Genomic DNA, 17726 nt, shown 5'->3' with positions numbered 1-17726 from the left:
TGCGGTCACTGAGCTTGTCGAAGTGCCATGGGGTGCGTCGCCCTTCGACAGGCTCAGGGACCGGTGGTGGGGCTGAGGGACCGGTGGTGGGGCTGAGGGACCGGTGGTGGGGCTTAGGGACCGGTGGTGGGCCTGAGGGACCGGTGTTGGGGCTCAGGGACCGGTGCTCGGTCTTCGGGACCGGGTCTTCACGTGCAGGGACCGGGCACGGAACGACGAAGGCCCGCCCGGCTGCTGCCGGACGGGCCTTCGTCATGCCACTGGAGGGTTTACTGACCCTGCTCCTGGTACTTCGCCTCGGTGGCGGCCTTCTGCGGCTTCCACCACGACTCGTTGTCGCGGTACCAGGCGATCGTGTCGGCGAGGCCGGCCTCGAAGTCGCTGAACGCCGGGGTCCAGCCGAGCTCCGTGCGCAGCTTCGACGAGTCGATCGCGTAACGGAGGTCGTGGCCGGGACGGTCGTTCACGTGGTCGTAGGCGTCCGCCGGCTGGCCGAGCTGGGTGAGGATGAGCTCGACGACGTCCTTGTTGTTCTTCTCGCCGTCGGCACCGATGAGGTACGTCTCGCCGATGACCCCCTTGTCGAGGATCGTGAGGACGGCGGACGAGTGGTCGTTCGCGTGGATCCAGTCGCGGACGTTCTCGCCCGTGCCGTACAGCTTCGGGCGCTCACCGCCGAGCACGTTCGTGATCTGGCGCGGGATGAACTTCTCGACGTGCTGGTACGGACCGTAGTTGTTGGAGCAGTTCGAGATGGTCGCCTTGACGCCGAAGGAACGCACCCACGCGCGGACGAGGAGGTCGCTGCCGGCCTTCGTCGAGGAGTACGGGCTCGACGGGTTGTACGGCGTCTGCTCGGTGAAGCGCTCCGGGTCGTCGAGTTCGAGGTCGCCGTAGACCTCATCGGTCGAGATGTGGTGGAACCGCGTGCCGTGCTTGCGAGCCGCCTCGAGCAGCGTGTACGTGCCGATGATGTTCGTGTCGAGGAACGGGCGCGGGTCGTGGAGGGAGTTGTCGTTGTGCGACTCCGCCGCGTAGTGCACGACGGCGTCGTGACGGGCGAAGAGCTCGTCGACGAGCGTCGCGTCCTGGATGTCGCCGACGACGAGCTCGAAACGATCGGCCGGGAGGCCGTCGAGTGAGGCGCGGTTGCCCGCATAGGTCATCTTGTCGAGGACGGTCACCGAGTGATCGGTGTTGTTCAGGACGTAGTGGACGAAGTTCGAGCCGATGAATCCGGCGCCGCCGGTAACGAGAAGTCTGGACACGGTAGACGAGTCTACCCGGCGGTCTCCGGATACCGCGGGGGAATCCGGCTGTCGCTCAGTGGCCGGGCAGGATGCGGCGCAGCAGGTTCGTGTTCGCGAGGTCGAGCAGTTCGTCGCCGCGGCCCGACATGACCGTCCGGAGGGCGTACAGGGTGAACCCCTTCATCTGCTCGGCGGTGATCGTCGGCGGGATCGACAGCTCCTGCCTGGCGGTCACGACGTCGACGAGCGCCGGACCGTCGTGGTCGAAGGCCCGACGGATGGCACCCTCCAGCTCGCTCGCCCGCTCGACGCGTTCGCCGTGGATACCCATGCCCTCGGCCACGCGGGCGAAGTCGGGGTTCTCGAGGTCGGTGCCGTAGTTGACGAACCCGGCCGCCTTCATCTCCAGCTCGACGAAGTTGAGCGAGGAGTTGTTGATCACGATGATCTTCACGGGCAGCTTGTTCTGGGTGAGTGAGATGAGCTCGCCGAGCAGCATGGTGAGTCCACCGTCGCCCGCGAGCGCGACGACTTGACGACCCGGGTGGGACGCCTGCGCCCCGAGCCCGTGCGAGACGGCGTTCGCCATGCTGCCGTGGCTGAACGATCCGATGAGTCGACGCCGCCCGTTCATGGTGAGGTAGCGCGAGGCCCAGACGACGGGGGAGCCGACGTCGGGGATGAACACGGCGTCGTCCGTCGCCAGCTCGTCGACGACCTTCGCGAGGTACTGCGGGTGGATCGCCTGACCGTCGTGGTCGGCCGTCGCCAGATCGTCGAGCCCCTTCCGCGAGCTGCGGTAGTGCTTGAGCGACTCCTCGAGGTGCTTGCGATGGGTCTTGCGCTCGAGCTTCGGCAGCAGCGCGTCGAGGGTGTCGCGGACGGTGCCGACGAGTGGGAGGTCCACCGGGTGTCGGCGGCCGATCTGCTCACCGCGGATGTCGACCTGGATGACGGTCGCGTCCTCGGGGAAGAACTGCGGGTAGGGGAAGTCGGTGCCGAGCATGAGGAGCACGTCGCACGACAGCATCGCGTGGTAGCCGCTCGCGAATCCGAGAAGGCCGGTCATGCCGACGTCGAAGGGGTTGTCGTATTCGACGTGCTCCTTGCCCCGGAGGGCGTGCACGATCGGTGCGGCGAGGGCGTCCGCCGTCTCGATGAGTTGCGCGTGAGCCCCTGCGACACCCGCACCGGCGAGGATCGTGACGCGCTTGCCGGCGTTGAGGATGCGTGCGGCCTCGTCGAGCTCGTGCTCCGACGGCAGGATCCGAGGCTGCGTGGCGCGGATGGCGGAGACGTGCTCGCTCACGGCCCGCTGGAGCATGACATCGCCCGGTACGACCACGACGGCCACGCCGCGGCGCTCCACGGCGGTGCGCATCGCGATCTCGAGCACCCGCGGCAGCTGCTCCGGGACGGACACGAGCTCGACGTAGACGCTGCACTCGCGGAACAGTTCCTGGGGGTGGGTCTCCTGGAAGTAGGTGCTGCCGATCTCCGAGCTCGGGATGTGCGCGGCGATCGCGAGCACCGGCACCCGCGAGCGGTTCGCGTCGAAGAGGCCGTTGATGAGGTGGAGGTTCCCGGGGCCGCAGCTCGCCGCGACGACCGCCAGCTCGCCGGTCAGCTCCGCCTCCGCAGCTGCGGCGAAGGCGGCGGCCTCCTCGTGGCGCACGTGCACCCAGTCGATGCCGCCCGAGGAGCGGAGGGCGTCCGTGAAGCCGTTCAGGGAGTCGCCCGGGAGGCCGTAGACGCGTTGCACACCGCTGGCCTGGAGGGTTGCGACGACGGTTTCAGCGACAGTGGACATGGGTGCTCCTCGCAGCAGACGACTCGGCCCGGGTTCCCCGGCCCCCTCCATGGTCCTCGTCGCGGTTCGGGGCCCGCAAGGGAGCATCGTGGTCTTGCAGACGCCTACCAGGTGCGCTAGCCGTTCTCAACACTCCGACAGGAATCCGGCTGAACGACGAACGCCTTGTAACGTGGTCGCTGGAACAGCCTGCCGAGAACGCGGTGGCGCGGCCAACATCGACTGCACCGTGAAGGGGGCGGCCGTGAGCGACTCCCTGCACCGACCGCCGGCACACGCCGGGTCGATCACCGATCCATCGGTGATGTTCACCGAGCACACCGAAACGGTCGTAACCGGTGTCAGCCTGTCGAACGGGCGGTACAGCATCGGCGAGCAGCTCGGCTCCGGCGGGTCCGCCAACGTCTACCGGGCTCGCGACGAACTGCTCTCCCGTCCCGTCGCCGTCAAACTCTTCCGCGACGAGGCCGCGACCGCGAACGACCGGCTGCGCCAGGAGCGGGAGATCCGCCTCCTCGGCGAACTCCGTCACCCGGGCCTCGTCGAGCTCTACGACTCCGGCTCCGTCGTCCACCGCGGGGTCGAGCACCGGTTCCTCGTCATGGAGTACATCCCGGGTGCCACGCTCACGGACAAGCTGCAGGCCGGTCCGATGCTCCCTCGTGACGTCGCCGCGCTCGGTGCGCAGGTCGCCGACGCGCTGTCCTTCATCCACAACCGGTCGATCGTGCACCGCGACATCAAGCCCGACAACATGCTCTTCAGTGACATCGCCGCCTTCGGGCACGCGAACCTCGTCAAGCTCTCCGACTTCGGCATCGCCCACTTCGTCGGCGGGTCCCGGCTGACGAACACCGAGGCCATCTCGGGTACCGCGTCCTACCTGTCGCCCGAGCAGGCGCTCGGCGAGACGGTCAGCACCGAGACGGACATCTACTCGCTCGGGCTCGTGCTCCTGGAAGCGATCACCGGCCGCCGGGAGTTCGACGGCGGGGTCGTGGAGGCCGCGGTCGCGCGTCTGCACCGCGACCCGGTGATCCCGCCCGAACTCCCCGCCGCCTGGCACCCCCTGCTCCGGTCGATGACCGCCCGGAAGCCCGAGGACCGGCCCGCCGCCCACGAGGTCGCGTCGAGCCTGCGAGAGATCTGGTCGGCGTCGCGCGTCCGGCGGGTCCGCCGCGTCCGGGCCAGACTCGGACTCGTCGTCGACCAGGGCGTCGACCCGCGGATCGCCATGCTCCTCGCCGCCGCCACGGCCGCCGCGGGCCTCGCGATCGGCGTGGCCGTCGGCATCTTCGCGTTCTGATCGGCCCATTACCACGTTTCGTCCGGATCCGGGGAAGTCACCCGGCCGGTGTACCGTCTCAACAACGATCGATCCCTTCGAGTGAAAGGGCGCCATGACGCTCTCGACCCCCTATCCGCTCGGCGTCACCCTTCGGGGCGATGGTGCGAACGTCGCCATCTACTCGGAGACCGCCGACGCCGTCACCGTCTGCATCTTCCCCGAGGGTGGGGAGGAGCAGCAGACGCGCCTCGAACAGCGAACCGGCCACGTGTTCCACGGACTGGTCGATGGCCTCGTCCCCGGGACCCGGTACGGCATCCGTGTCGACGGCCCATGGGACCCGGCGAACGGGCTCCGTCACAACCCGGCCAAGGTGCTCCTCGATCCGCATGCCACGGCGATCACCGGGCGCTACGACCTCGGCCAGGCGCAGTTCAGCCACCGGCTCGATGCACCGGAGACGATGGACGACAGCGACTCCGCCGGCCATGTCGCGCTCGGCGTGGTCACCGACCCGTCCTCGTTCGACTGGGACGCCGACGGCCAGGACGTCGCTCCGCGCATCCCGCTCGCCGAGACGATCGTGTACGAGGTCCACGTGAAGGGCTTCACCAAGCAGCTCGCCGAGGTGCCCGAGGAGATCCGCGGCACCTACGCCGGTCTCGCCCACCCGGCGGCCATCCGCTACCTCACCGACCTCGGTGTGACGGCGGTCGAACTCCTCCCCGTGCACCAGTTCGTGCAGGACAGCCACCTCGAGGAGAAGGGCCTCCGCAACTACTGGGGCTACAACTCCATCGGCTTCTTCGCTCCGCACGGCGAGTACGCGGCCTCGGGAGACGCCGGTGGGCAGGTCGACGAGTTCAAGGCCATGGTCAAGGCGATGCACGCGGCCGGCCTCGAGGTCATCCTCGACGTCGTCTACAACCACACGGCCGAGGGCAACCACATGGGCCCGACCCTGTCGTTCAAGGGCATCGACAACGCGTCCTACTACCGCCTCGTCGACGAGGACCGCGAGCACTACTTCGACACCACGGGCACCGGCAACAGCGTCAACGTCGGCCACCCCGCGGCTCTCGGGCTCATCATGGACTCCCTGCGCTACTGGGTGACCGAGATGCACGTCGACGGCTTCCGCTTCGACCTCGCGACGACGCTCACCCGCCAGGACGGTTCCGCCGAGATCCACAGCGCGTTCCTCTCGCTCATCGAGCAGGACCCGGTGCTCGCACCCATCAAGATGATCGCGGAGCCGTGGGACACCGCCGGCTACCAGGTCGGTGGCTTCCCCGCGAGCTGGTCGGAGTGGAACGGGAAGTTCCGCGACGACGTCCGCGACTTCTGGAACGGCGCCGACAGCGTGCTCGGCACCATGTCGCAGCGCGTCCTCGGCAGCCCGGACGTCTACGAGGCGTCCCGCCGCTCGCCGCTATCCAGCGTCAACTTCGTCACCGCGCACGACGGCTTCACGCTCGCCGACCTCACGGCGTACTCGAGGAAGCACAACGCCGCCAACGGCGAGGACAACAACGACGGCGAGAGCGACAACCGCTCCAGCAACAACGGCGCGGAGGGCCCGACGGACGACCCCGCCGTGAACGCGCGCCGCGACCGCCAGCGTCGCAACTTCCTCGCGACGGTCCTGCTGTCGGCCGGTGTCCCGATGATCCTCGGCGGCGACGAGATCGCCCGCACCCAGGGCGGCAACAACAACGCGTACTGCCAGGACAACGAGGTGTCGTGGTTCGACTGGGAGCACGCCGACCACGACCTCCTCGGCTTCACGAAGCGCCTGATCGCCCTGCGCCTCGCCGAGCCGGCCCTGCGACCCGACTGGTTCCGCCAAGGGCCGGGCTCCAAGGCCGACGACCGGGTCTTCATCACCCGGTCCGACGACGAGCCCTTCGCCGACGAGGACTGGGACAACCCCGACGCCCGCTCGATCACCTTCGTGTTCCGTCACGCCGGATCGGCCTCGTTCGCTCTCCTGCTCAACGCGGCCGAGAACGGCGTGGAGTTCAACCTGCCCAAGGCTCCCGGCCTGCCATGGACGCTCGTCGAGTCGAGTGACCCGGAGCAGATGCTCGCCGAGGGGTCGACGACGGTGATCGTGCAGGGTACCTCCTTCACCCTCCTGCGATCGGGGGTCGCATCATGACCGACGTGTCCGGCGACGGGCCACAGCGTTCAGCCGTGCCCGTATCGACCTACCGCCTCCAGCTGACCGCCGACTTCCGGCTGCAGGACGCCGCGGCGCTCGTCGACTACCTCCAGGCCCTCGGCGCCGACTGGGTCTACCTGTCGCCGATCCTCCGCGCGGAACCCGGATCCACCCACGGCTACGACGTCGTCGACCACACCGAAGTCGACCCGGAACGCGGGGGTGCCGACGGGCTCACGGCGCTCGCCGAAGCGGCCCATGCGGCGGGCCTCGGCGTCCTCATCGACACCGTCCCCAACCACATGGGCGTCGCGACGCCGGTGGAGAACGCCTGGTGGTGGGACCTGCTCCAGCACGGTCAGGAGGCAGAGCACGCGGCCGCGTTCGACGTCGACTGGGAGGCCGGCGACGGTCGCATCCGGGTCCCGATCCTCGGCGACGACGAGGACGGCCGCAGTGCGCTCGACGACCTCAGTGTCGAGGACGGCGAACTGCGCTACTTCGACCACCGACTGCCCATCGCCCCCGGGACGGCCGACGACGACGCGAGCCCGCGCGAGGTGCACGACCGGCAGCACTACGAACTGGTGAACTGGCGTCGGGCGGACAGCGAGCTGAACTACCGACGGTTCTTCGCCGTCAACACGCTCGCCGCCATCCGTGTCGAGGACCCGGCGGTCTTCGACGGCTCGCACGTCGAGATCGGCCGCTGGTTCGACGACGGCCTCGCCGACGGGATCCGCGTGGACCACCCGGACGGGCTCCTCGACCCCGGTGCCTACCTCGAGCGACTGTCCGAGCGCATCGGTGGGGCACCCATCTGGGTGGAGAAGATCCTCGAGGGTGAAGAGGATCTACCGGCCGAGTGGGCCACGCTCGGCACCACCGGCTACGACGCCCTGGGCGACGTCGATCGGGTGCTCGTCGACCCGACCGGTCTGCCGACGCTCGGTCAGCTCGCGGGGGTCGAGCTGACGCGCGACGCCTGGGACGACCTCGTGCACACCACCAAGCGGGGCATCGCCGACGGGATCCTCGGGTCCGAGGTCCGCCGCCTCGCGAGGCTCGTTCCCGAGGTACCGGACGCCGTCGACGCGCTCGCCGAGATCCTGACCGCGTTCCCCGTCTACCGTTCCTACCTGCCGCTCGGTGACGAGTACCTTGACGCCGCACTCGACGAGGCGGAGACCCGCCGCCCGGAGCTCGCCGACGCCTTCGCTGCGCTGGCGCCCCGCCTCCGCAGCGCGACCGATCCGCTCGCCGCGCGGTTCCAGCAGACCTCGGGCATGGTGATGGCGAAGGGCGTCGAGGACACCGCGTTCTACCGCTACACGGCGCTCACCTCGCTGACCGAGGTCGGCGGAGACCCAGCCGAGACCGACATCAGCGTCGCCGAGTTCCACCACCGACAGGCGCGGCGGCAGGCGGAGTGGCCGTCCTCGATGACGACACTCAGCACGCACGACACGAAGCGCAGCGAGGACGTCCGTGCCCGCATCGACGCGCTGAGTGAGGTCGCGGACCGGTGGGCGGAGCACGCCGTCGCCCTCCACACCTCGAACGGCTTCCCTGACCGGCAGCTCGAGCAGCTGGTCTGGCAGGCGGCCGTCGGCGCGTGGCCGATCGAGCGCGAGCGACTGCACGCCTACGTCGAGAAGGCCGCCCGTGAGGCCGGCGACTCGACCACCTGGACCGCACCGGACGAGACGTTCGAGGCCGCCCTGCATGCGGCGGTCGACGGACTGTACGACAGCCGTCGTGCGAACGCCGCGCTGCTCGACGCCGTCGCGGACGTCGAGGCGGCCGGATGGTCGAACAGTCTGGTCGCCAAGGCGATCCAGCTGACGATGCCGGGCGTGCCGGACGTGTACCAGGGCAGCGAGCTCTGGGATCGATCGCTCGTGGACCCCGACAACCGTCGCCCGGTCGACTACGCCGAGCGTCGCGCGGTGCTCGCCCGTCTCGACGACGGCTGGCTGCCGCCGGTCGACGCCGACGGAGCGGCGAAACTCCTCGTGACCAGTCGCCTGCTGCGCCTGCGACGGGAGCACCCGTCCCGGTTCGCCGAGTACACCCCCATCGGAGCTGACGGGCCGGCCGCCGACCACGTCGTCGCGTTCTCACGTGGTGGCGTGACCACGGTCGCGACCCGGCTCTCGCTCCGGCTCGCGGAGCACGGTGGCTGGAAGTCGACCACGGTCACGCTGCCGGAAGGCCGGCTCGTCGACGTGCTGACCGGCCGTGAGTTGCAGGGCGGCGAGGTCCGTCTCGCGGCGCTGCTGGAGCAGTATCCCGTCGCCGTCCTGACGCGGCCCGACGATGCAGCAGAGACAGGCGAGGAGTGAGTACGATGACGACCAGCACCACGAGTCCGGCTGACGGGTTCCGCGTCTGGGCACCTGCGGCCCAGCGCGTCGACCTCGTCCTGGACGGCGAGCAGCACCCGATGGACCGCGACGTCTCCGACGGGTGGTGGATCGCGCTCGACGGTGCCGAGCCACGTGCGGCGGTCGTCGACAGTGACTACCGTTACCTCGTCGACGGCGAGGGCCCGTTCGCCGACCCCCGCTCGCGTCGGCAGCCGGAGGGCGTCCACGGGCCGTCACGCGTCGTCGCGTCCGACCCCGTGCCGTGCGACGGGACCGGCTGGAGGGGTCGCTCGCTCATCGGTGCCGTGCTCTACGAGCTCCACATCGGCACCTTCACCGAGGCGGCCACCTTCGACGGGGCGATCGAACGCCTCGACGACCTGGTCGAGCTCGGCATCGACGCCGTCGAGGTCCTGCCGGTCAACGCGTTCAACGGCGTCTGGAACTGGGGCTACGACGGCGTCTTCTGGTCGGCGGTCCACGAGGCCTACGGCGGACCGGACGGCTACCGTCGCTTCGTCGCCGCGTGTCACGAGCGCGGGCTCGCCGTCATCCAGGACGTCGTGTACAACCACCTCGGCCCCTCCGGCAACGTCCTGCCGCGCTTCGGTCCGTACCTCGCGGACGGCGCCGGCAACACCTGGGGCGACAGCCTCAACCTCGACGGGCCGGACTCCGACGAGGTGCGTCGGTACATCATCGACAGCGCACTGCTGTGGTTCGAGCAGTATGGCGTCGACGGCCTGCGCCTCGATGCGGTTCACGCCCTGCACGACACCCGTGCGATCCACCTCCTCGAGGAAGTCGACGCCGCGGTCGATGCGCTCAGCGCCGACCTCGGCCGACCGTTCACGCTGATCGCCGAGTCGGATCTGAACGACCCGAAGCTCATCACGCCCCGGGGCCCCGGCGGTGCCGGCGGGTACGGTCTCGACGCGCAGTGGAGCGACGACTTCCACCACGCACTGCACGTGGCGCTCACCGGCGAGGTGTCCGGCTACTACGCCGACTTCGCGCCGCTCGGCGCGCTCGGCAAGGTCATGGAGGAGGGGTTCTTCCACAACGGCACCTGGTCGAGCTTCCGCAAGCGCCACCACGGCCGCCGCATCGACCTCGAACGGACGCCGAGTTGGCGGCTCGTCGTCTCCGACCAGAACCACGACCAGATCGGGAACCGGGCGACCGGTGACCGGCTGGCCGCGACCCTCGACGACGGCCAGCTCGCCATCGCCGCCGCCGTCACGCTGCTCGGACCGTTCACCCCGATGCTGTTCATGGGGGAGGAGTGGGCTGCCTCGACGCCCTGGCAGTTCTTCACCTCGCACCCGGAACCCGAGCTCGGTGAGGCGACCGCGAAGGGCCGGATCGCCGAGTTCGCGCGGATGGGGTGGAACGAGGACGACGTGCCGGATCCGCAGGATCCCGAGACCTACCGTCGGTCGGTGCTCGACTGGTCGGAGCGATCCGGTGGACGGCACGCGACGCTGCTGACCTGGTACCGACGGGTGATCGAGCTGCGACGGACGGTCCCGGCGTTCACCGATCCGGCCTTCGCCGACACGACGGCGATCGTCGACGAGGCGACCGGATCGTTCGTCCTGCGTCGAGGTTCGGCGACCCTGGCGGTCAACTTCGGGACGGAGCCGGTCGAGCTCGCACTGCGGGTCGGCGAACTCCTCGACAGCTTCGGTGAGGTCGTCACGACGGACGGGTCACTCCGGCTCGGTCCCCACGCGGTCGCGATCCTCCACCATTGACCTGCTGCCCTGCCCTTGGGCCAGCGCGGTGCGCTGACGCGAGCGCGGGTCTCAGGCGACGGGCAGGGTCGACGGCGTCGTGAACCAGACCGTGGTGTCGCCGTGGATGGTGCTGCCGTCGAAGGGTCCGCTCGCGACGAGCACGGCCGAGTCCGCGAGGGACGAGGGCACGGCGATGTCGTCGGCACCGGTGTTCGCGACGACCGTGACCGCGCCGTTGGTCAGCGCGAGGATGGTGTCGGGTGCCCCTTCGATCCAGGCGATCGAGCCGAGTCCCAGCGCATGCTCCCGGCGCAGGCGGAGCAGCGTACGGTACAGCTCCAGCGTCGAACCGGGGATGCCGGCCTGTGCGTCGCGCGAGTAGTCGTTCCAGTCGTCGGGCTGCGGCAGCCAGGATGCACCGGTGGTGTTGAAGCCGTATGCGGGGTGCCCGGCCTCCCACGGGATCGGCACGCGGCAACCGTCGCGGCCATACCGCTCGTGGTTCGTGCGGAACCACGTCGGGTCTTGTCGGGCGTCATCCGGCAGGTCGATGACCTCGGGGAGCCCGAGCTCCTCGCCCTGGTAGAGGTACGCTCCGCCGGGCAGGCTCAGCATGAGGGCGGTCGCCGCCCTGGCCCGCTGCAGCCCGAGTGCCCGATCCGGCTGGCCGGGGGTGTTCGGACCGACGCCGTAGCCCTGGGGGTTCTCCTCCGTGAGCGCGAGACGGGACGCGTGCCGGACGACGTCGTGGTTGGACAGCACCCACGTGCTCGGAGCGCCGACCTGCGCGAACGCCCGCAGCGACTCACCGATGACCGCCTTGAGGTCCGCGGCGTTCCACGGGGTCTCGAGGTACGGGAAGTTGAACGCCTGCTGCATCTCGTCGGGGCGCACCCAGAGGGCCATCTTGTCGAGCGGGTCGACCCAGGCCTCGGCGCAGAGCACGCGGTCGCCGTCGTACGTCGCGAGGAGCTCGTGCCAGTCGCGGTAGATCTCGTGCACGCCGTCCTGGCCCCAGTACGGCGCCGTCTCCGGCCACGAGGCGGGCCCCGTGCTGATGCCGGGTTCGAGTGCGACGCCCGCCGAGGCGCCACCCATGCTGCCGCCCTCGGCCGGTGGGGTGTAGTCGGGCAGTCCGTCGGCCTTGATCATGCCGTGCGCCACGTCCACACGGAACCCGTCGACGCCGCGGTCGAGCCAGAACCGGAGGATGTCGCGGAACTGCTCGCGGACCCACGGGTTCGTCCAGTCGAAGTCGGGCTGCGAGGAGTCGAAGATGTGCAGGTACCACTGGCCAGGCGTGCCGTCGGCCTCGGTGACGCGCGTCCAGGCCGGGCCGCCGAAGACGGACTCCCAGTTGTTGGGGGCGATCTCGCCGTGCTCGCCCTTGCCGTCGCGGAACATGTACCGGGCGCGCTCCGCCGAGCCCGGCCCGGCCGCAAGAGCCTCCTGGAACCAGCGGTGGGCGCTCGAGGAGTGGTTGGGGACGAGGTCGACGATGACGCGGATGCCGGCGGCGTGCGCAGCGGCGGTCATCGCGTCGAAGTCGGCGAGCGTCCCGAAGATGGGGTCGACGTCGCAGTAGTCGGCGACGTCGTAGCCGGCGTCCTTCTGCGGGCTCGTCATGAAGGGGGACAGCCAGATGGCATCGACGCCGAGCTCCTGCAGCGCGCCGAGGCGGGAGGTGATCCCGGGCAGGTCGCCGAGGCCGTCGCCGTTCGCGTCCGCGAAGGATCGCGGGTAGATCTGGTAGATGACGGCGGAGCGCCACCACTCCGAACCGAGGGTGGAGCCTCCTGCGGGGGAGGCATGCTGAGCTGCGGTCGCCGACGTGGTCGGGAGGGCGGAGTCCATGTCGCTACCCTAGGCCATTTCTGGAGCCTGTCGCCGCTCGTGGACTGGCCGACGCGCTGTCGCCAGGGCGGGCGCGCGGGTGTCGATTCGGACCGGATTCCCGGCCACCGACCCGCCCGCCCTGCTTAGAGTGGGGACATGACGACGGAATCGGACGGCTCGGCCCGCAGCACGGCGAAGCGCGTCGCCGCGCAGGCGGGAGGCATCGCCGGATCAGCGGCCCGGACGACGCGTGGCATCATCCGTCGGAATCCGACCGCGAACCGCGTGTATCGGGCAGGTGTCGGAGTCGTCGGCGGTGGCACCGTGGCCCTCGGCGTGGCCCTGATCCCGCTTCCCGGACCGGGCGCTCTCATCGCCGTCGGCGGGCTCGCCGTCCTCGCCTCGGAGTTCGAGGGAGCGAAGCAGGCCAGCACGAAGGCGAACGCCGCCGCCAAGAAGGGTGTCGCCGTCGCGAAGGACCTTCGGGCGAAGCGCCAGGCCAAGCAGGCTGCGAAGGTTGCCCGGGAGCACTGAACCTGCGGCGCACGGCGCCGACCGACGCGCGGGTACGGTGGACCGGTGGGAACATCGGCGAAGGGGAGTGGTGCCCGCCGGCCCGCACGACGGAAGACGGCCGTGCCAGGACGACGCACGGCCGGCGCAGTCCGCTCGAGCCGGAAGCCGCGCCCCCGACCGGCCGGCGCGCGCAACGGCTCCAGGCGACCGACCGCAGCCGCACGCCGGAACCGTCGGTCGAGCATCCGCGTCGGATGGCTCGCCGCCGGCGGTGCGGTCGCGATCGTCGGCCTCGCCGTCGTGATCGCCGCCGTCGTCTGGGGGCCGGAACTCGTCAATCGAGCTGAAGCGCGGGACTCGATCCTCGGAACCGCGCCCCACGCAGCCGTCGAGGGCCCCGGCATCCCGGCAGCGGGCTCGGCCGGAACAGCGCCGACGGCCGTCACCGACCGGGTGGACCGTGCTTGGTCGGCGGCCACGGCGCTCCGCCTCGGCATCCCCGAGCGGGCGATGGTCGCCTACGCCGGTGCGGCGCTCGCCGTCGCGGAGACGCAGCCGGGCTGCGGGATCGCCTGGAACACGCTGGCCGCGCTCGGCAGTGTCGAGTCCGGCCACGGCACGATCTTCGGCGGGGCGCTCGACGACGCCGGTCGGGCCGTTCCGCCCATCGTCGGCCCGGCGCTCACCGGCACCGAGTTCGATGCCGTGACCGACACGGACCGCGGTGCCTTCGACGGCGACGCCAGATGGGATCGCGCGGTGGGCCCGATGCAGTTCATCCCGTCCACCTGGCAGCGGTGGGGAGCGGACGGGAACGGCGACGGTGTCGCGGACCCGCAGCAGATCGACGACGCGGCGCTCGCCGCAGCGCACTACCTGTGTCACGGCGGCCGGGACCTCCGCATCGAGGCCGACTGGGTCGCGGCGATCGGCTCGTACAACGGGGCCGCGTCGTACCTGCAGAAGGTCGTCCACGCCGCGGACACCTTCGCCGCGAACTGATCCCGATCCGGTGTACGAAGCACCCCTCGCGGGATGCTAGTCTCTACTGGTGCCATTTCCGCGTGAGCGGTTTGGTTCGCGCTCCGATAGCTCAGTGGTAGAGCACTTCCTTGGTAAGGAAGAGGTCGCGGGTTCAAGTCCCGCTCGGGGCTCGTTCTCTCCGTCACTGCTCTCGCCGGCATACGGAGAGACGTGGCAGGGTAGCTCAGTTGGTGAGAGCGCACGACTCATAATCGTGAGGTCGAGAGTTCGAATCTCTCTCCTGCTACCACAGCAGCAGTTCACGAGAGAAGCACCGGAGATGTCTCCGGTGCTTTTCTGTTGGCCCGGGGCGTTCGCTGCATCCCGCACGACACTCCAGAAGGTCGGGGCCTCATCGTCGCCGGCGTCAGGCACTCAACCGCCCGAGGTTGCGAACGTCGTGATGGGCGAGCCGTTGGCCTCGCAGGCGTCTCGCATGTCGTTCTGGAGTCCTGTGAACTCATCGGTCGTCGAATCGAACGGTGCCCCAGACGGCAGCGCCTCACGAGCCGCCATGTCGTCAGTCAGCGCCCTGAGCTCGTCCTGAAAGCCCCAATCGCGGAACCTGCGTATGCCGTCGAGATCCGTCTTGGCCAGGTTGGTCATGGCAACCCACTCTGCCTCCGTGATGCGGCCCGCCCTGAAGTCCGAGTCTGCGCTCTGGAGGTTCGCGAAGATGACGGACACGGCGCCGCAGGTCGTAGCCGCCGCTATTGCCGAGCTGGATCCGCCTGCCGTGGCGGTCTGCTCAGGGGACGACGATGATGTACAGCCGACGATGCTGACGCCGAGGGCGACAACTGTGGACACGACGGCGAGGCGTCGGACGGACGGTGTGATCACGATTCCCCCTGCTGTGATGCGGCCTCGCCGTGCGGGCGGGGACGTGTGCAATCAGCCTGCCCGCCATGCGGCGATGATGCAATCGAGGCTACTGGTTCTCGGCGACACACCCACGGTTCTTCACATCGTTCGCGATGCCGGTCGAGTCACCCTCCAGCGCCGGAATCAGCGGCGATGGCTTGAACCACCTCGTCATCGGAGTTCATCGACCAAGCCGAGGTTCGCCCCGGGGCCGCAGATCGTCGGATGGAGAGAGCTGTCCATCGTCGCAGCGTCCGCGCCGACGCCATCCTCTGCCACACTCGAGGCATGGAAAGCGCACCGATCATGGCCTGGACCCTGCAGAACGAGATTCCGATCCCCGCGGATGTGACGCAGCTGCTCGTGCAGGGCGAGCAAGCCGTTGCAGCGTTCAAGACGTTTCGCGATTCCGCAGTCTTCACGACGAAGCGCCTCATCGTGCGCGATGCTCAGGGCATCTCCGGTAAGAAGGTCGAGATCTACTCCTTGCCGTACAGCTCGATCAACATGTGGTCATCGGAGAACGCCGGAACGCTCGACTGGAATTCCGAGATCGAGCTCTGGACCCGGGCCGGGCACATCAAGGTGAAGCTCGCGAAGGGCGTGGACGTCCGCCGTTTGGACAGCCTCATCGCTTGGGCGGTCCTGCAGGCCCACTAGCTGATCGCATCGGCGGAGGAGCGGGCTGTCTCATCGCTCCCAGACGCGGTGGTGGGCGGGTATGAAGGCGGTCGTCTCCCATCGCCGACCCTCTCGGTCGATCCATCGACCTCCGACGTGGTCATCGTGACCGCGATGGACCGCAGAGGTCGGAGCCGATCCGGGTTGCGTCAGGCGGCGTCCAGCTCGGCCGGGCGCGCCCCGCGCAGTGCTGGGCAGTGCTCCGGCGTCGGGTGGAGGGTGATGTCGATGACCGTTTCCAAACGGGCGCGCGCTGCTTCGAGGTCGGCCATCTGCGCGGTGATACGGTCGCGTTCGGTCCGGAGCAGCGCGAGCGACTCAGGCGTCGCGACGCCCGCATCGACGCAGGGGAGCAGCTGGACGATCGTGCGGCTCGGCAGCCCGGCGGCGAAGAGCTGCTGCACGAGCTCGACGCGTTCCACGGCCGCTCGTTCATAGGTCCGCTGCCCGCTCGTCGTTCGGGTGGCGGTGAGCAGCCCCTGCTCCTCGTAGTAGCGGAGCGAGCGGACGCTCACCCCGGTCCGAGCCGCGAGATCTCCGATGCGCATCGAGCTTCCGTTCCTGGCTTGCACCTGACATTGATGTGAGGTCTTAGCCTAACCAGGCTGCTGCGGGATCGCCCCGCACGCGGAAGGGAATCATGGACATCGCAGGATCCGTCGCACTCGTCACCGGCTCGAACCGGGGCATCGGACGCAGATTCGTCGTGCAGCTGCTCGAGCGCGGGGCCTCGAAGGTGTACGCCACCGCGCGGCGCCCGGAACTCGTCGACATCCCGGGCGTGGAAGTGCTGCAGCTCGACATCACCGATCAGGCGTCCGTCGCTGCGGCTGCCGAGATCGCGACCGACGTCACGTTGCTCGTCAACAACGCCGGGATCGCCACGCAGGGCTCGATGCTGACCGGCGACCTCGCGGACGCTCGGCGGGAGATGGACACGCACTACTGGGGCAACCTCGCCATGGTGCGTGCGTTCGCGCCGGTGATCGAGGCGAACGGTGGAGGGACGATCGTCAACGTGCTCTCCGCCCTGAGCTGGTTCGCCCACCCCGGCTCCGGCGGATACGCCGCGGCCAAGGCGGCGGAGTGGAACATGACGAACGCGGTCCGTCTGGAGCTCGCGCCGAAGGGTGTCACGGTACAGGGGCTCCACCTCGGGGCCGCCGACACCGACATCATGGCCGGCTATGACGGCCCGATGGTCGACCCGGCGGACGTCGCACGGGCCAGCCTCGACGGCGTCGCGTCCGGCGCTTCCGAGGTCGTCGTCGATGAGTGGAGTGCCATGGTCAAGGCCTCGCTCGCCCACGGCCCTGACGCGTTCTACGCGCAGTTCGCCTGAGCATCGATGCCGCACGCCGCACTCCGGGCGTGGTCGGTGCAGAATGGAGGAAGCCCCCGAACAGTTACGGTCTGCTCGGGGGCTTCCTCGTGCCGGCGTGGACTACCGCGCGGCGGCGACGAGGTCGGCGATGCGCTGGCCTCGGGCGTTCGCCTCGGCAACGAGGGTCTTCACCTGGTCTTCGGTCAGGCCGGTGACCTGGCCGTAGGCCTTCGTGTTGGCGGCGATGGAGAACCCCTGCGCGCCGCCGGGTGAGGTGTACATCGTTCCGAACGTCTCGGTGACGAGCGCGATGGTGCCGGCCGGCACGCTGATGATCTTGGGCATGTCTGACTCCTTGAGCGGGTGTCCCGGGTCGTCGCCGTCCAGGCGAGCGTTGATGAACGGATACGGATCCGTGGTGACGCCGAGGTCGGCGTTGTTCCACGTGCCGTCCGCGGTGAAGGTGATGGTGAGATGCAGATGGGCTCCGCGTGAAGCGGATCCGGTGTTCCCGACGACACCGACGGGTTCACCGCGGGCGATCGCCATGCCGACCTGATGAGGTGAGGTGCCCGCCAGGTGCGAGTAGCCCGAGTACATGCCGTCGGGGTGAGCGATGACGAGGACGTTGCCGAGGGCGTCGCTCCAGCGGTTCGCGGAGACGACGCCGGCTGCGACCGCCGGGATCGTGGCCCCGGCGCCGGGTTGGTAGTCCAGCCCGCGGTGCGGTTGGGTCCGCCCGCCGGCCATCGATCCCCAGCCGTCGGCCAGATCCATCTGCGGGAACGGGTGTTGATAGCGGAGGACCATGTGGCTCCTTTCGTGGCGCGGAGGGTGGGCCCCCGAGCAGTTACGGTCTGCT

General features: G+C 69.5%; 14 protein-coding genes and 2 tRNA genes. 10 read left to right on the top strand and 6 right to left on the bottom strand.

The window, feature by feature from the left end; all coding sequences use genetic code 11:
• Positions 1 to 269: 269 nt before the first annotated feature.
• The gene (gene rfbB, locus QRN44_RS09935) at positions 270 to 1268 is read right to left on the bottom strand and encodes a dTDP-glucose 4,6-dehydratase (RefSeq protein WP_071258697.1); all 999 of its coding nucleotides are present in this window, start codon (positions 1266 to 1268) and stop codon (positions 270 to 272) included.
• A gap of 55 nt (positions 1269 to 1323) precedes the next feature.
• Positions 1324 to 3060: a ubiquinone-dependent pyruvate dehydrogenase gene (gene poxB, locus QRN44_RS09930; RefSeq protein WP_285039034.1), complete on the bottom strand. Its 1737-nt coding sequence runs from the start codon at positions 3058 to 3060 to the stop codon at positions 1324 to 1326.
• Between the two features lie 244 nt (positions 3061 to 3304).
• Here poxB and QRN44_RS09925 point away from each other — a divergent pair, with 244 nt between their 5' ends.
• From QRN44_RS09925 to treZ, 4 genes are all read left to right on the top strand, one after another.
• Positions 3305 to 4366, top strand: a complete 1062-nt coding sequence (locus QRN44_RS09925; protein WP_175117308.1) for a serine/threonine-protein kinase — start codon at positions 3305 to 3307, stop codon at positions 4364 to 4366.
• Positions 4367 to 4460: 94 nt separating this feature from the next.
• Positions 4461 to 6509 carry a glycogen debranching protein GlgX gene (gene glgX, locus QRN44_RS09920; protein WP_175117310.1) on the top strand — a complete coding sequence of 683 codons (2049 nt, stop codon included), beginning with the start codon at positions 4461 to 4463 and terminating at the stop codon, positions 6507 to 6509.
• On the top strand, positions 6506 to 8857 hold the full coding sequence (gene treY / locus QRN44_RS09915) for a malto-oligosyltrehalose synthase (protein ID WP_285039033.1): 2352 nt from the start codon (positions 6506 to 6508) through the stop codon (positions 8855 to 8857). The genes glgX and treY overlap by 4 nt, the downstream gene beginning before the upstream one ends.
• A gap of 5 nt (positions 8858 to 8862) precedes the next feature.
• Positions 8863 to 10638: a malto-oligosyltrehalose trehalohydrolase gene (gene treZ, locus QRN44_RS09910; RefSeq protein WP_285039032.1), complete on the top strand. Its 1776-nt coding sequence runs from the start codon at positions 8863 to 8865 to the stop codon at positions 10636 to 10638.
• A gap of 51 nt (positions 10639 to 10689) precedes the next feature.
• Here the strand turns inward: treZ and QRN44_RS09905 are convergent, their stop codons facing one another.
• Complete coding sequence (locus QRN44_RS09905) at positions 10690 to 12474, bottom strand: glycoside hydrolase family 13 protein (protein ID WP_285039031.1); 1785 nt, start codon at positions 12472 to 12474, stop codon at positions 10690 to 10692.
• Between the two features lie 138 nt (positions 12475 to 12612).
• On the opposite strand from QRN44_RS09905, the gene QRN44_RS09900 reads away from it, so the two are divergent.
• The 4 genes from QRN44_RS09900 (at position 12613) to QRN44_RS09885 (ending at position 14245) form a co-directional block, all read left to right on the top strand.
• Positions 12613 to 12990: a PGPGW domain-containing protein gene (locus tag QRN44_RS09900; RefSeq protein ID WP_285039030.1), complete on the top strand. Its 378-nt coding sequence runs from the start codon at positions 12613 to 12615 to the stop codon at positions 12988 to 12990.
• 102 nt (positions 12991 to 13092) lie between these two features.
• Positions 13093 to 13974 (top strand): lytic transglycosylase domain-containing protein, encoded by an 882-nt coding sequence (locus QRN44_RS09895; RefSeq protein ID WP_285039029.1) that lies wholly within the window; start codon positions 13093 to 13095, stop codon positions 13972 to 13974.
• An 80-nt stretch (positions 13975 to 14054) separates the two neighbouring features.
• Positions 14055 to 14126: transfer RNA gene (locus QRN44_RS09890), tRNA-Thr, on the top strand.
• A 42-nt stretch (positions 14127 to 14168) separates the two neighbouring features.
• A tRNA-Met gene (locus QRN44_RS09885) sits at positions 14169 to 14245 on the top strand.
• A 125-nt stretch (positions 14246 to 14370) separates the two neighbouring features.
• Here QRN44_RS09885 and QRN44_RS09880 read toward each other — a convergent pair.
• Positions 14371 to 14838, bottom strand: a complete 468-nt coding sequence (locus QRN44_RS09880) for a hypothetical protein (RefSeq protein ID WP_147427063.1) — start codon at positions 14836 to 14838, stop codon at positions 14371 to 14373.
• Positions 14839 to 15147: 309 nt separating this feature from the next.
• Between QRN44_RS09880 and QRN44_RS09875 the strand changes: the two genes are divergently transcribed.
• Entirely contained in the window at positions 15148 to 15519 is a 372-nt protein-coding gene (locus QRN44_RS09875) for a PH domain-containing protein (protein ID WP_056014031.1), read from the top strand.
• A 170-nt stretch (positions 15520 to 15689) separates the two neighbouring features.
• On the opposite strand, the gene QRN44_RS09870 is transcribed toward QRN44_RS09875, so the two are convergent.
• Positions 15690 to 16088: a MerR family transcriptional regulator gene (locus tag QRN44_RS09870; RefSeq protein WP_285039028.1), complete on the bottom strand. Its 399-nt coding sequence runs from the start codon at positions 16086 to 16088 to the stop codon at positions 15690 to 15692.
• 92 nt (positions 16089 to 16180) lie between these two features.
• Between QRN44_RS09870 and QRN44_RS09865 the strand changes: the two genes are divergently transcribed.
• Positions 16181 to 16882 carry an SDR family oxidoreductase gene (locus tag QRN44_RS09865; protein ID WP_285039027.1) on the top strand — a complete coding sequence of 234 codons (702 nt, stop codon included), beginning with the start codon at positions 16181 to 16183 and terminating at the stop codon, positions 16880 to 16882.
• Between the two features lie 102 nt (positions 16883 to 16984).
• Here QRN44_RS09865 and QRN44_RS09860 read toward each other — a convergent pair whose 3' ends face one another.
• Positions 16985 to 17674, bottom strand: a complete 690-nt coding sequence (locus QRN44_RS09860) for a M23 family metallopeptidase (protein ID WP_121289037.1) — start codon at positions 17672 to 17674, stop codon at positions 16985 to 16987.
• Between the last annotated feature and the right edge of the window lie 52 nt (positions 17675 to 17726).

The organism is Plantibacter sp. lyk4-40-MEA-4, assembly GCF_030209415.1.
Classification (GTDB): Bacteria; Actinomycetota; Actinomycetes; order Actinomycetales; family Microbacteriaceae; genus Plantibacter; species Plantibacter flavus_A.
The sequence above is the reverse complement of the archived record's forward strand: the minus strand, read 5'-3'. Positions and strand labels throughout refer to the sequence as shown.